General features: G+C 69.7%; 13 protein-coding genes and 1 pseudogene. 6 read left to right on the top strand and 8 right to left on the bottom strand.

Annotation, left to right across the window (positions count from 1 at the left end):
- Positions 1-33: 33 nt before the first annotated feature.
- Entirely contained in the window at positions 34-1,104 is a 1,071-nt protein-coding gene (gene dpgA, locus OG413_RS39050) for a 3,5-dihydroxyphenylacetyl-CoA synthase DpgA (protein ID WP_266814044.1), read from the bottom strand.
- Complete coding sequence (locus OG413_RS39045; protein WP_266814042.1) at positions 1,101-2,264, bottom strand: glycine amidinotransferase; 1,164 nt, start codon at positions 2,262-2,264, stop codon at positions 1,101-1,103. Before OG413_RS39045 ends, dpgA begins: the two co-directional genes overlap by 4 nt.
- A gap of 722 nt (positions 2,265-2,986) precedes the next feature.
- Between OG413_RS39045 and OG413_RS39040 the strand changes: the two genes are divergently transcribed.
- Positions 2,987-4,297 (top strand): peptide ligase PGM1-related protein, encoded by a 1,311-nt coding sequence (locus tag OG413_RS39040; RefSeq protein WP_266814040.1) that lies wholly within the window; start codon positions 2,987-2,989, stop codon positions 4,295-4,297.
- A 105-nt stretch (positions 4,298-4,402) separates the two neighbouring features.
- Here the strand turns inward: OG413_RS39040 and OG413_RS39035 are convergent, their stop codons facing one another.
- Entirely contained in the window at positions 4,403-5,401 is a 999-nt protein-coding gene (locus OG413_RS39035) for a saccharopine dehydrogenase (protein ID WP_266814038.1), read from the bottom strand.
- Between the two features lie 152 nt (positions 5,402-5,553).
- On the opposite strand from OG413_RS39035, the gene OG413_RS39030 reads away from it, so the two are divergent.
- The 3 genes and pseudogenes from OG413_RS39030 to OG413_RS39020 all read left to right on the top strand — a co-directional run bounded on the left by OG413_RS39030 (position 5,554) and on the right by OG413_RS39020 (position 7,129).
- Positions 5,554-6,162 (top strand): TetR/AcrR family transcriptional regulator, encoded by a 609-nt coding sequence (locus OG413_RS39030; RefSeq protein WP_266814036.1) that lies wholly within the window; start codon positions 5,554-5,556, stop codon positions 6,160-6,162.
- Positions 6,163-6,183: 21 nt separating this feature from the next.
- Positions 6,184-6,507 (top strand): annotated as a pseudogene (locus OG413_RS39025) (helicase); the annotation flags it as partial.
- Between the two features lie 280 nt (positions 6,508-6,787).
- Positions 6,788-7,129 carry a transposase gene (locus OG413_RS39020; RefSeq protein ID WP_266814034.1) on the top strand — a complete coding sequence of 114 codons (342 nt, stop codon included), beginning with the start codon at positions 6,788-6,790 and terminating at the stop codon, positions 7,127-7,129.
- Positions 7,130-7,150: 21 nt separating this feature from the next.
- Here OG413_RS39020 and OG413_RS39015 read toward each other — a convergent pair whose 3' ends face one another.
- The 5 genes from OG413_RS39015 to OG413_RS38995 form a co-directional block, all read right to left on the bottom strand.
- The gene (locus OG413_RS39015; RefSeq protein WP_266814032.1) at positions 7,151-7,606 is read right to left on the bottom strand and encodes a VOC family protein; all 456 of its coding nucleotides are present in this window, start codon (positions 7,604-7,606) and stop codon (positions 7,151-7,153) included.
- A gap of 109 nt (positions 7,607-7,715) precedes the next feature.
- Positions 7,716-8,696, bottom strand: a complete 981-nt coding sequence (locus OG413_RS39010) for an NADPH:quinone reductase (RefSeq protein WP_266814030.1) — start codon at positions 8,694-8,696, stop codon at positions 7,716-7,718.
- A gap of 175 nt (positions 8,697-8,871) precedes the next feature.
- Positions 8,872-9,570, bottom strand: coding sequence for an alpha/beta hydrolase (locus tag OG413_RS39005; protein ID WP_266814028.1), 699 nt, complete (start codon positions 9,568-9,570; stop codon positions 8,872-8,874).
- Between the two features lie 223 nt (positions 9,571-9,793).
- Positions 9,794-10,669: an alpha/beta fold hydrolase gene (locus tag OG413_RS39000; protein ID WP_266814026.1), complete on the bottom strand. Its 876-nt coding sequence runs from the start codon at positions 10,667-10,669 to the stop codon at positions 9,794-9,796.
- 383 nt (positions 10,670-11,052) lie between these two features.
- Complete coding sequence (locus OG413_RS38995; protein WP_266814024.1) at positions 11,053-11,214, bottom strand: hypothetical protein; 162 nt, start codon at positions 11,212-11,214, stop codon at positions 11,053-11,055.
- Between the two features lie 404 nt (positions 11,215-11,618).
- Here OG413_RS38995 and OG413_RS38990 point away from each other — a divergent pair, with 404 nt between their 5' ends.
- Both OG413_RS38990 and OG413_RS38985 read left to right on the top strand, forming a co-directional pair.
- Positions 11,619-13,313, top strand: a complete 1,695-nt coding sequence (locus tag OG413_RS38990; protein WP_266814022.1) for an FAD-binding oxidoreductase — start codon at positions 11,619-11,621, stop codon at positions 13,311-13,313.
- 215 nt (positions 13,314-13,528) lie between these two features.
- A complete protein-coding gene (locus OG413_RS38985) occupies positions 13,529-13,897 on the top strand; it encodes an SRPBCC family protein (protein WP_266814300.1) in 369 nt (122 codons plus the stop codon).
- Positions 13,898-13,938: the final 41 nt, after the last annotated feature.

Below are 13,938 nucleotides of genomic sequence, written 5' to 3'. Positions count from 1 at the left end.
GTCGTTTCGTCGGGCCGTCGTCCTGCGCGGGGGTCACCACCGCGCCAGTGCCATTTCGATCGTCGATCCCGGTCCCATCGTCATCAGGACCCCCACGTCCCCCGGCCGGACGGTGCCTTCGGCCGCGAGCCGCTGATAGGAGAAGAGAAAGGATCCGCTCGACAGGTTGCCGTGATCGCGCAGCACTCCCGTGGTGTGCCGTACATCGTGCCGGGTCAGCCCCAGGTTGATCCGGACGGAGTCCACGACCTTCTTGCCCCCGGAGTGCACCACCCAGTGGGTGATGTCCGACGGGAGCAGTCCGGTGCCGCGCAGCAGCCGCTCCAGCGCGCCGGGCGCATGCGCGCCGACGACGTACGGGATCTGCGGGTCGAGCCAGAAGCTGAACTTGCCGTGCCCGTCGTCCCAGTCGTACCGCATGGCGTCGACAGCCTCCGGGATGATGCGGCTGGAGAAGCCCAGCAGGGCCGGTGCGGGTGCGCTCCCCTCCCCCGCGTCGGCGGTGGTGACGGCGAGTGCCGCCGCCCCGTCGCCGAAGAGGCTGTTCACGACCGAGGAGCGCATCGTCGCGTCGAAGACGTACGCCGCCGAGCACACCTCCACGCACACCAGCAGGGCCAGTTCGCCGGGGTGGGCGCGGGCCCAGCCGTCGACCGCGTTCAGCGCGTTCAGGCCGGCGTTGCACCCCATGCCGACGACGTCGAGCCGCGAGCACGACACCTCGATGCCGAGCTCCTTGATGAGGAGGGCCGAGAAACCGGGCGTCAGGAAGCCCGTGGAGGTGACGCAGCACAGGTAGCGGACGTCGGAGAGCCGGGCGCCCGCGTCCCCCAGGCAGTTCTCGATGGCCCTGCGGCCCATTTCCAAGCCCTGTCGGGTGTGTTTGCGGAGCAGTTCGCCCTGGGACTCCACGGTCTGGGAGCCGTCCGGTCGGGGGGCGGGGAGAGTCAGGCCGCGCCGCTCGATCGCGCTGTTGAGGAAGACCGAGCGGATGCGGGGGTCCGTGACGTCCAGCCGGTCGAGCAGTTCGCGCTGGGTGTACGTGGTGTCGGGGACGGCGGTGCCGACCCCTGCGAACCGGGATCCGACGCCGGGACGGGTCATCCGAGGTAGTCCTCCGGGCCGCCTTCGCGCACGGTGTCGAGCGTGAAGCAGTGGAAGCCTCCTCCGAACAGCCGCCGGTGGCGGTGCCGCACGGGTACGACCGTGAACCGTTGCTTCTCCAGGGTGCGTATCAGCTCGGGGCAGGCTTCGTTGACGAGCACGGTGTCCGGGCCCGCGGAGAACACGTTGAGGTCGATGAACGGGCTGGTCAGGACCAGGTCCTTGTCCTCGTAGCGGGGGAAGTTGTCGCTCTCGGGTGTGGGTGCGACGATCCGGTCCCAGCCGCGCAGCACCTCCGGCAGCTTGTCGGCGACGGCCTCCGAGCGCACCAGCAGGGTGCCGGGACGCAGAGCGAGGACCATGCTGTCGATGTGGCTGTCGCTGAGCCGGTGGACCCGGTGGATTCGGAACCGGTCCCCCAAATGGCGCTCCAGCCAGTCGCAGGCCAGCGCGTGGTTCGCGGTGGAGACGTTGACCACCAGGTCACGGCCGAGTCGCAGGACCTGGGCCCCGTCGAACATCATCTCGATGCCCACGTCGTAAGGGGAGGGGGTCGGCTCTCCGATGGGTTCGGTGGGACCACCGACCGTGCTCTCACGGGCGTAGGTGAGGTCGAAGGACGCATCGGTCATCAGGGGCCGGGGCATCACCGTCCAGCGGGCGCCCTGTTCGAAGTACCGCTGGAAGACCGGGGTGAGGAGCTGCGTCTCGAAGTAGCGGGAGCGGATCATGGGCGGGGTCTCGATGATCTCGTCGCCCAGGATCAGGGTGTTGTCACGGATGTTCAGCGGCGGGACGACGGAGGCGGACCAGGCCGGGGTGCGCACCTCGCTGGTGCCCGCGTCGAGGTCCATCGGGCGGTGCACCGTGACCGAGAGGTCGGTCAGTGCCGCGGCTATACCCTCCAGGTCCTCGACCAACTCGTCCACGTAGCGCTGCTTGATGGGTACGCGACCTCGTCGCCCGCTTTCGCCGGCCGGTGCGCCACCGACGGTGAGCCGGGGGTAGTACCACTCGGACCGGCTCGCGTTGTCGCCGGCGATGTTGTCGTGGAAGAAGAGATCGAAGGACAACTCACGTTCGTGCGAGGTGTAGTTGGCCGCCGATCCGACGATCACCTCTTTGAGCGTGGACCATTCGTCGAAGCTGTTCAGCATCATCGCGTGCTCCATGGATCGCCTGGGGCGTGCCACCGCCCCGCTCGGCTCCGACCGGCCCCCGGGACGGGGCTGTCGCGTTCTCCACCCTCGACTCCCGGGCGATCAAGGGCAAGGGGCCATCATGACGGTGACCGCTTTTCGGTCTTCCGCCGCGCCAGGTGTCCGCCTAGTGGCACACACAGACCGCATTCCGGGCGTGTCGGGGGAATATGCCTGGTCAGCAACGCTGCCGGGGCAGACCCGCACAGGCAGCCGAAAAGCTTCACGAGGGCAATGATTCACGTGTCGGATGTGTCCGGATCCGCGCACTCGACATTCATACCAACGTGACGTGGGCCACAACGAAGGTCGAGGCCGTGCCAGATGTGCTTCCATCGAAACCGGCGCGGCCCCTGGCACGCAGGACAGACCGAAGCGGTCCGGCCGACGCGGTTCCGACGGAATCAAATGCGCGGTTTCAGAACGGATTTCCCCGACCTCCACCCGGTTCTTCCGACTCCACACCGGCAAGAACTCCCACCGCCCAGCAGTCCCGCACCCAAGCGCCGCAAGGCGTCCCACACCGGACGCCGCGAGTCCCACGGACCGCTCACGGCGACACGACGGCCACCGAACCCGGATCCGAATTCCGTGTGCACATGCAAATCATCCGTCACCACCGCACACGTTTCCCTTCCCTCCTTCCCATTCCCGCACGCGGACGACAGAGGTGGACAACAGACATGCCCCGGCTCCTGATCGGCAACGGACCGAGTGAAGACCTGGTGGGGACGTGGAACAAGCCCCTCATGGGATGGTGGGCCCAACGCCTGTTCTGGTTCATCCGCGACGGCGACGTCCTGGTACTGCCCGAAGCCCCGGACGCGGGGTTCCTGGCGTACGTCACCGAGCTGGTCGGTACGGACCCGGAAAGCATCACGCTCATCGTCCCGCCGACCGGGAACCGGCCCGGCAATTGGCTGCTCGATCCGGAGCTGGCGGACCGGACACGGCAGGCACTGGCCGGACGCCCGCCGGCCGAGGTGTTCGCGCTCTGCCCCAACGAGGCGGTGGTCGAACTCGCCAGGACCCTCGGAGCGAAGTCGGCGGTGCCCGGCCACGCCTTCCTCGACCAGGGCGGTGACCGCCTCGCCGACAGCAAGGCGGTCTTCCGCATGCTCGCGGCCGGCGCCGGCGTGCCCCTGCCCGAGGGCGGCGTCAGCGCCAATCCGGAAAGCGCGTACCGCCTGATCACACGGCTCCTCGACGTGGGCCGGCCGGTCATCCTGAAGAAGGAGTTCGCCCAGGCCGGCAGCGGCAACGAGGTACTGACGCGCACGGAAGACATCAAGGTCAACGGTGCGGCCCGTACGGTGGTCCTCCCCGATGCCCGCGACGCCGTCCGCATCTACCTCAACGAACGCTGGGAGTGGCTCACCGAAGGCGGGCTCCATCAGGTCGTCGTCGAGGAGTACCACCCGGGCAGCCGGGCCGTGTTCGCCGAGTTCTGGATCGGGGACGAGGGGATCGAACTCGGCGGCCAGGGCGAGTTGGTGGCCGAACCGGTCGCCGACCACTCCTTCCTTCCGGCCCCCGACCTGACGCCCGAGGAGGAGCAGGCCCTGATGGCGGGTGGCCGCCGACTGAGCGAGGTCCTCCGGGAGATGGGCTACCGGGGCGTCCTGAGCGCCGACGCCATCGTGGTCGGCGGCGCCGACGGCGCCCCCGAGGTCCTGTTCACGGAGTACAACGGCGTGGTGACGGGGTCGACCCACGTCTACCACCTCGGCAAGCGCCTGGCCGGAGCGGACTACGCCCACGACCGCCTGCTGGCCGAGTACGTCTCCTGGCCGATGCCCTCCTTCGCGGAAGCCCGCAAGTACGTGGAGAGCGAGGGCCTCGCGTACGACCGGGAGACCCGCACCGGCGTCGTCCTGCTGAACTCCTGGCGGGACAAGAACGGCGGCACCGTCCCCTTCTGCCTGATCGCGGAGGACATCGAAGCGGTGGAGCGCTTGAAGGAGCGGCTCATGCCGCAGACCCCGAAGCGCTGAGCCACGGCCCCTGACCGGTTCCGACCTGTCCCCGTGACGTGTTCCCCGGGGCGCGCACCCGTGCCGGGCCGGTCAGGACACGCTCCACTCCGCCGGGCTGGGGTTTCAGGTGAGGTGTGTGCCGGATTCGTCCAGTCGCTTCTGGAGGTGGGCGGGGTCGATCACGGTTTCGGGGAAGTGGAGTCCGGTCGTCGGGGCCGGGGTGCCGGTCAGGCCGAGCAGGTGCTCGATGGCGACGGCGGCGCCGAGTGCTGTCAGTGATGACTGCCCGGCGGGGTGACTGAGGTCGAAGCGGCGGGTGGCGGCGACGCCGTTGTGGAGGGTGCCGGTGATCTCGATGACGATCTCGTGGCTGGGGCCCCGGCCCGCGCGGGTTCCCGCGGATTCGGTGACCAGCAGGTCGGCGCGGGCGGACGCGGCGCCGGTCGCCTCGGCGAGGCTGAGGACGTCCAGGCTTCCGTAGCCGTCGGCCTGATGCCGGGCCGTGTCGGCCGTGGTGATGGTGCGCACCCGGTCGGCTTCCTCCTGTGCCCAGACCCAGGAGCCGTTCTTGCGGATCAGGGGCAGGGGGTTGGCGGCCTGGACGGCTTCCTGCGACTCGAAACCGGCGGCGGGCCCCATCTCCTCCTGCGGATCGAACACGAACGCGAGGGAGACCTCATTCACCGCGGTGAACTCCCCGGCGTGGTGGGCGGCCAGTATCACGGGGACGCCTGCCATCCAGTGGCTGGCCAGCACCACCGGGGACGCCTGGGGGCCGTGGACGTAGGCGGTGAGGTCCTGGGCCGTCTCGACCAGGCTGCCGGTGACCGCGTGGAAGGGGATGCGGCGGTCCTGGGCGAACCGCTGGGCGTTGAACCCCGCATCACGCGGGAACAGTGCCACGGCCCCGAACCGCTGCTCCGGGTCCAGTCCCAGGTCCGGGCGGGCGAGGTCGATGCGTGCGGCGGTGGCCGTGCCGAGCTTGTCGGCGGTGGCCTGCGCCCGGTCCTGGTCGCGGCCGCCGATGACGAGGGGCAGGTCCGGGTGGAAGCGGCGGAGGTGGGCCGCGGCACGGGAGCCGACGCAGCCGGAGCCGCCGATCAGCAGGACGGGGAGAGTCATGAGGGATTCCTTTGCGCAGGTGGGATGACGTAGGGAGGACAATCCAGCGAAACGGAGGGGCCTCCGTTACTTTCGACGGTACACTAACCGAAGGGACCTCCGTTTATGTGAGGTGCCGGAACCGACACAGCGATCACCACCCGGGGAACGAGATGGCCGACACAGACGAGACCCCGCCCGCCCGGCCGCTGCGCGCGGACGCCCGCCGCAACCGCGACCGACTGCTCACCGTCGCCACCGAACTGCTGGCGGACTCGCACGGGCAGCTGTCCCTGGAAGCCGTCGCCCGCCGGGCCGACGTGGGCATCGCCACCCTCTACCGCCACTTCCCCACCCGCGAAGCCCTGGTCCTGGCCGTGTACCACCACGAGATGGAACAGCTGGGACGCAGGGCCGGCGAACTCCTGGCAGCCCACGGCCCCGACGAAGCACTGGCCCGGTGGCTGGGAGAACTGAGCCTCTACGGGACGACCCGCCCCGGCGTCGCAGACGCCTTCCGCGCCGCCGCAGCCTCCCGGGACGAACTCGTCCACCGCACCTACACCCACATCACCACCGCCCTCACCCACCTCCTGCGCGCCGCCGCACAGACCGGATCCACACGGACCGACATCGGAGCCGACGACCTGCTACCGGCCGTCTGCGGCGCATGGGAACTCCCCGACACCCCCACCGCGCGACAGCAGGCCGGCCGCCTGGTCGGCCTGCTCATCGACGGCCTCCACGTCACCCCCCAGCCACCGCAGGCCGAGCTGCCATAGACGTATGACGCTGGAACACCGGCCGAGTCGCCGCGGCTGCGCTTCTCCGCCCCGGCCGATCCGGCGACGATCGCCGCGCTCCGACCAGGCATTGCGGCGCCGGCGCGAGGAACACGAAATCACCGGGCTCTACGCGATTCCATACGAGACGCGGACCGAGGTCGGCGGCACCCGGTTCCCGCTCGGCCGGTGGCTCCGCCAACCGCGACGCGCGCACCGGGCCCACAGGCACCTCGCATCCCGGCAGGACGCAGTGTGGGCGAGGCCGACGACGGCATGATCGCGCTCGGACAGCTCGTGGCCAACCTGCGGCGCAAGGACGGATTGGGCAAAGCCACCGAACGGGTCCCAGGCCGACGCGAAGGGCGGGATCACGTGGGACCTGAGCGTCGACCCACAGCGTGTCGGACCCATCAGCATGCGGCAGGGGCCAGGAAGCGGTGGGGACCTGCAGAAGGAACCACCGGGCGGAGTGCTGGACGAGCCCTGTGATCACGGGCCGGGGCGTTCACGCGGTTCACCGCCAAGCTGCACATGGTTGTCGAGCAAGGCCAAAAGCCTATGTCGATCGTGGTGACGGCCGTGCAGCGCGGCGACTCGCCGCAATTCGAGCCCGTGCTGGAGAATGTCCGCGTACCTCGCATCGGACCGGACCGGCCACGCGTCCGCCGATCGAGTACGCGCCGATCGGGCGTACTCTTCCCGCAAGAACCGCGCTTACCTGCGCCGCCGTGGAATCCGCTGCACCATCCCGTACGAGGCTGACCAGGCCCGCAACCGCAGGAAGCTCGGCTCCCGTGGCGGCCGCCCGCCACGTTTCGATGCGGTGGATTACCGCGAGCGCCATACGGTCGAGTGCGGCATCAACCGACTCAACAGGCACAGGACAGTGGCCGCAAGGTACGACAAGTTCTCCGTCCGTTGCGAGCCGACGGTGCTGGTCGCAGCCGTGAACGAGTGGCTGTGACCAGCACCGTCGCAACGACCCTCAGACGACGTCGAATTCGTTGCCCTCGGGGTCCTGCATGGCGGCGGCGTAGAGCCCCATGTCCGGCTCGTCCTTGATCCGCAGCACGGTGGCACCAGCTTTGACCAGCCGTTCCGCCGTAGCCCTGACCCGCTGTGTGCGGACGTCCAGTGGGACGTCACGGCCCCCACCGACCTTCAGGTCGAAGTGCCACCGGTTCTTGGCGACCTTCGGCTCCGGAACCTGTTGGAACCACACCCTCGGTCCACGTCCCGCGGGATCGATGATCGACTCCGGAATGTCTCCCGCACCGGCCGGCAACTCTGCCTCGGGCACCCCCATCGCCGCCCAGTGAGCACGCCATGTGGCGTGCCCGCCCGGCGGAGGCTCAGGCACGTAGTCCAGGGCCTCGGCCCAGAAAGTCACCATTCTCTGCGGATCGGAGCAGTCGATCGTCAGCTGCACTGTCATCTCCATGCTCGGAGCATCCCAGGCAGGTCTGACAGACGATCCACTTGCGCAACAGGCCCTGGCTGAGCAACACGACGGCCACACTGGCCTCCAAAGGACCCGCAGGGGGCACGCGTCACTGGGGGACGGTGAGCAGAACGCGGCCACGGCTTGCCGTGTCGACTCGGTCGTGGGCCTTGGCGATGTCTTCCAGCGGGTAGCGGTCGCCGACATCGATGGTGAGGGCTCCGACGGCCGCCGCAGCGGTCAGGTCGCGGACGGCCTGCCGTACGGCCTGGGCCGGGAAATCGTCGCTGCCGAGCAGCCGCAGGGTGACGTTGTTGAACAGCATTGGCCAAAAGGGGAGTTGTGGACGGCCGCTGCGGGTGGCGTAGGCGGCGATGACGGCGTTGTTGGCGGCGACGGTGTTGTCGAGGTCGGCATTGTCGGACAGGGCCACCTCGATGATCCGATCGACGCCCTGGGGGACATACGCCCGGATCGCCGCTGCCGGGTCCTCCTGCTCCAGGGCGACGGCATGGGAGACGACGGCGCGGTCGACATGGTCGAGGTCCGCGTTGTGCCGGACGGTGGCGAGCACGGTCGCACCGGCCCAGCGGGCGAGCCGGGCGGCAAGGGAACCGACGCCGCCGAGGACTCCGTGGACGAGCACGAACTTCCCGTCGACCGGGCCGTCGGCGAATACAGCGCGGTGGGCGGTGATGCCGGGGATGCCGAGGCTCGCGCCGAGATCATCGCTGAGGTGGTCCGGCAGGGGTACGGCCTGCCGGTCGGACACGACGGTGTACTGGGCCGCGGTGCCAAAAGGCCGGTAGGACTGGGCACCGTACACCCACACTCGCTCCCCGGCCCGGCGTTTGTCGACGCCTTCGCCCACGGCGTCGACGACTCCGGCCGCGTCGCTGTGCGGGATCACCCGCGGGTACAGCATGGACGAGCCGAGCCGGCCGAGCCGCTTCTTCGTATCTCCGGGGTTGACGCCGGAGGCGGTGACGCGGACGCGGACCTCGCCGGGGCCGGGCCGGGGATCGGGCAGTTCGCCCACGTGCAGGACATCGGCGGCGGAGCCCTGTTCGTCGTACCAGGACGCAAGCATGGCGGGTACCTCCGTGGCGGCCGGCCGTAGGCGGCTTCGTGTGCGGGCGCGCGGGCGCGAGTGGGCGGTCGTGAGGACCCCGGTCCCGGCCCTCGTACGAACCTGCCGGGAGCGAGCAGTCACTCCGGGGCAGACCGCCGCCATAATCGTCTCCCGGCTGTTTCCCAGGGGCTCCCTACGGCTTGGCGAGGGTGCGGACGGCCTCGTCGATGAGGTCGGTGACCGGGCCCGGCTGGGAGGCCAGGGAGGCGTGGCCGGTGTTGAGTTCGATGGTCTTGCGGGGGTTCATCCGCTGGGCCATCTTCCGTTCGTTGTCGGGGTGGATCATGCGGTCGTCGGCCGAGATCTGGTACCAGACGGGCTTGTTGCGCCAGGCGGGTACGGTGATGCTGTCGCCGAAGGTGGAGGCGAGCGGCGCTTTCTGCGTGACGGCCATGACGCGGGATTCGTCGGCGTCGAGGTCCTGGCAGAAGCTCCACCGGAACTTGTCCTGCTTGATCCACAGGTAGCCGTCGGAGTCCGGGGCGAGGTTCTCGAACGCGGCCGGTGCCAGTTCCTGACTGATCTGCCCGGGGCTCTCCCCCGCGTCGGGAGCGAACGCGGCGATGTAGACCAGGCCCAGGACGTTGGGGAGGTCTCCCATCTCGGTGATGACCGCGCCGCCGTAGGAGTGCCCGACCAGCAGCACCGGCCCGTCGACCTGGCGGACCATCTTGCGGGTCCGTTCGGCGTCGTCGGCCAGCGATGTGAGCGGCATCTCCACCGCGTGCAGCGAGTCGTAGCCGCGGCCGTGAAGGTTGGTGATGGCCTTTCCCCAGTGGGCGGCACCGCCCCAGAAGCCGTGAACCAGAACGATCGTGGGCTTGTCCGTCATGTTTCCGCACCTATCCGTTGGGGGCTGCACGTCGTCCACTCTCCTGCTGTGAGCGCGACGTAAATCAATTGATCACCATGTGCCCCGACGCAGCGCTTCTGCGGCACTGTGCGCCCTGGCCTCCCGGTGCCACGTCTCGCCGGCCCGGAGGGCGTACCCGGATCCGCCCTGCGGGTCAGGACGAACGCGGCGACGGCCTGGGACCCGCGGGGAGGGTGTGGCGTTACTTCGCGTCGCCCGCGGTGGCGTGGGCGGCGGCGCGGATCTGGTCCGTGACGAGGTCGGGGTGAGAGATCATCGCAACGTGCGACGAGTCGACCTCGATGGTGTGCGACTTGGCGCGCCTGGCCTCGAAGCGCTCCAGGTTCGGGGCGATGGCCTTGTCGTTCCTGGCGACGATGAACCAGGACGGGATCGTCTTCCACGCGGCGGCGGTCGCGCTCTGCGCGAAACCGGCCTGGGCTACGGGGCGCTGCTCGACCGCCATCAGTCTCGTCTGTGCCTCAGGCAGGTCGGCGGCGAACACGGCGTGGAACTTGTCGTCCTGGATGTAGAGGTCCGTGCCGCTGGTCGTGCCGTCTGTGTAGGGGACCGGCCTGAGGGCGGGCGCGAGGTCGCTGCCCGCGAACTTCGCCGACAGCGCGGCGGGGTTCTCGCCCACGTCCGGCATGAACGCCGACACGTACACCAGCGCCTTGACGTTCTTGTTCCCGGCCGCCGCCTGGCTGATGACCGCACCGCCGTACGAATGGCCCGCGAGCACGATCGGGCCCTTGACCGACTTCAGGACCGACGCGATGTAGGCCGAGTCGCTGAGCACTCCGCGCAGCGGGTTGGGCGGTGCGACGACCTTGTACCCCCGGTGCTGGAGCCGCTCGGCCACTCCGTTCCAGCCGGACGCGTCCGCGAACGCGCCGTGGACCAGCACCACCGTCGGCTTCACACCCCGACCGGTGGGCTCTGGATTCCCGGCGCCGGACGGGTCACCGCCGGCGATCGCGGGCCCGGTCGCCAGCACCGCCGCAGTCAGGGCCAGGGAGAGGGCGGTCACGCGCACTATGCGGCGCCGGACACGGGAGGGGGGACGGGACACAGCCATGAGTGATCTCTCTTACGCTCGGAGGAGGGGCTTTCGCCTCAGCGTTCGCCCGCCCGGCGCCGTGCGCCCTCCCACCGGAGCGGGAGAGTGAAAACCCCCGCCGCCCGGGTGACAACCGCATGCCGGTGCCGGTGCCCTGACCTCCGCCGTTTCGCCGTAGCTCTTGCAGGAGCGGCGGCGTCCCGCCGCCACATGCCCTTCCCGCGTCCCCAGGAGTACTGATAAGCGGGTGCCCCTACCGTCCGGCTCCGGCCATCGTGCACCGGGGCCTCCATCAGTAGCGCCTCATCGTGCTCGTAGACCGACCGCACCGCGATTTACGCGTTCGACGGGAACAGCGGTTCCTTCGGCCGGGGCGCCATCTCCTCCACGGACCCGAACGCTCAGCCCATCCGACGGCTTCCACCGCGTGATCTACTGTCCCGCCGGGAAGGGATCGTGAGCGGCTCGGTGGCGTTGTTGAAGCGGACCTGGGTGGACTGGGTTGTCTTCGTCTGGACGGTCGTCACCGCGGCCAGGTGCGAGAGCCCATTCCTGGTCGTCATCTTCACGGTCGTCGCGCTGGTTGCGGCGGTCGTCGGTATCCGTAAGACCTGGCGACTCATACGCGGGGCGGGCTTGGTACCGCCTGTAAGGCCAGTACGCGTGGTCGTGGTCCGGTGGCCCCGCTTCGTCGGCGTACGACTCCGCTTGGTCGTAGCGGGCCACCGCGGTACGCGGAGAAACAGGCGCGTTCGATGCGTACGTGGGCGCGATGGTGGTGGGAGCGGCCGCTGTGCCCGCCAACATCGTGGCGATCCGCTTGGTCCTGGTCACTGAGCCCTCCTGGCGATCAGAGACGCGCCCCCGCAGAGTGATGCCGGGTCAGCAATCGGGTGCGGCAGGCCGGTTCGGCCGGACGGTGCGTGTAGCGTGCGCGGACGGATGGCCGTGGCGGACGGAGGATGCGATGGACCGGTCGAAGGACGAGCGGCTGGGACGCCGCCAACTGCTCACCCGGGCCGGTACGGTGGCGGTCGGCGGTGCGGTCGGCGGCCTGACCGGCACGGCCGCCGAGGCGGCGACCGGCGGGGGCTCGGGCCCGGCGGGTGGTGACGGCGGGCCGGAGGCGACGCCGTTCGGACCGGTCTCGGTCCGCCCCGATGACTCCCGTTACGACAGCCTGCTGCGCGGCGACAACTTCCGCTTCGTCGGCCGGCCGGAGGAGATCCGCGTGGTCGGCTCCACCGAGCAGGTGGTACAGGCCGTCGCCGACGCCGTCCGCTCCGGGCGGCGGATCGCAGTGCGCAGCGGGGGCCACTGTTTCGAGAACTTCACCGCCGATCCCGCGGTGCGGCTCCTGTTGGACCTCTCCCCCATGGACGCCGTCGGCTTCGACCCCGTGATGGGCGCCTTCGCCGTACAACCGGGAGCGACTCTCGGGCAGGTGTACCGGACCCTGTTCAAGGGCTGGGGCGTGACGATCCCGGCCGGCGGCTGCCCCGAGGTCGGCGCCGGCGGGCACCTGGCCGGCGGCGGGTACGGGCCGCTCTCGCGCCGCTACGGTTCGGTGGTGGACTATCTCCACGCCGTCGAGGTGGTGGTCGTCGACCAGGACGGCGACGCCCGCGCGGTGGTTGCCACCCGCGACCCGGACGATCCGAACCACGACCTGTGGTGGGCCCATACCGGCGGCGGTGGCGGCAACTTCGGCGTCGTCACCCGCTACTGGCTTCGCTCCCACGACTCTGGTGCCACGGGCACCGGCACCCGCCCCCACGGTGACCCTGCGAAGCTGCTGCCACCCGCGCCGCGCGGGCTGCTGGAGTGTCTGGTCATCTGGGCCTGGGACGAGAAAATGAACGAACAGGCGTTCACCGCCCTGCTGCGCAACTTCGGAACCTGGCACGAGCACAACAGCGCACCCGGCTCACCCGCGACGAGCCTTTACGCGGTCCTGCTCACGGGGCACCGCAGTTCCGGCAGCTTCCAGCTGGTCGCGCAGATCGATGCCGGCCTCCCGGACGCCGACGCCCTGCTCACCGGCTTCGTCTCCGCTGTGACCACCGGCGCGGGCGCCACCGAACTCGTCAACCTCCGGCGCATCATGCCCTGGCTGCACGCCATGACCTGGCCGGGCACCGGCGAAGCCGGCAACGTGATCACCCGCCGCTACAAGGACAAAGCCGGCTACCTGCGGCGCCGTCTCACCGACACCCAACTCTCCGCCGTCTACCGCCACCTGACGAACAGCGCGGGCAGCACGGACAGTGGCATGCTCACCGTCGGCTACGGCGGCCAGGTGAACACCGTACCCCCGCACGCCACCGCCGTCGCACAGCGCGACTCGGTCATGAAGGCCGTCTACTACACCGTCTGGGCCGACGAGTCCGACGACGCGGCCAACCTGGCCTGGATCCGCGACTTCTACCGCGACGTGTACCGCGACACCGGGGGCGTCCCGGTCCCCGGCGAGGTCAGCGACGGGTCCTACATCAACTACCCCGACGTCGACCTCACCGACCCCGAGTGGAACACCTCCGGCGCCCCCTGGCACACCCTGTACTACAAGGACAACTACCCTCGCCTTCAACGGGTCAAAGCCCGCTGGGACCCGTGCGACGTCTTCCGGCACGCCCTCGCGATCGAACCGCCGCCCACCTGATCAGAGCTGCCCCTGCGGGCGATCGCAATCCGCCTTCCCCGTCAGCCGGCGCACGCTCTGTCAGGCCGACGTACAGGACCGGCCCGAGCGCTGAGGATCGCGCCGGCCCCCTGGACCGGCGGACTGGTACGGGCTGGCGCCATCAGGGTGGCGGGCGGCGACGTTCACCCGAGAACTGCGGCTCCAGCACGGAATCACGCCACCTCGGCGCCTATATCGACCGTGCTCTCGACGATGTGTACGCCTACGCGTCGGCCCCGGCCAATCTGCCTGCGTGGGCACATGGGTTGGGAGGATCCATCGAGAAGATCGAAGATCAATGGGTCGCGGAGCTCTCCCCCATGGGACGGGTCACGGTCACCTTCGCGCCGCGCAATGAGCTGGGTCTGCTCGACCATGACGTCACGCTGCCTTCCGGGGAGACCGTCCACAACCCGTTCCGAGTGATCGTCAGCGGCACGGGAAGCGAGGTGGTGGTCGCCCTCCGCCGACAGGCGGAGATGCGCGACGCCGAATTCGAGCGTGACGCCGGCATGGTCACTGCCGACCTGGCCCGGATCAAGGAGCTGATGGAGTCCGCCTGAGAGGAGACGCTCTGTGGCCAAGGCAGTCTGATCACCCTGCG

It is taken from the genome of Streptomyces sp. NBC_01433, from assembly GCF_026340105.1.
Lineage (GTDB): Bacteria > Actinomycetota > Actinomycetes > Streptomycetales > Streptomycetaceae > Streptomyces.
The sequence above is the reverse complement of the archived record's forward strand: the minus strand, read 5'-3'. Positions and strand labels throughout refer to the sequence as shown.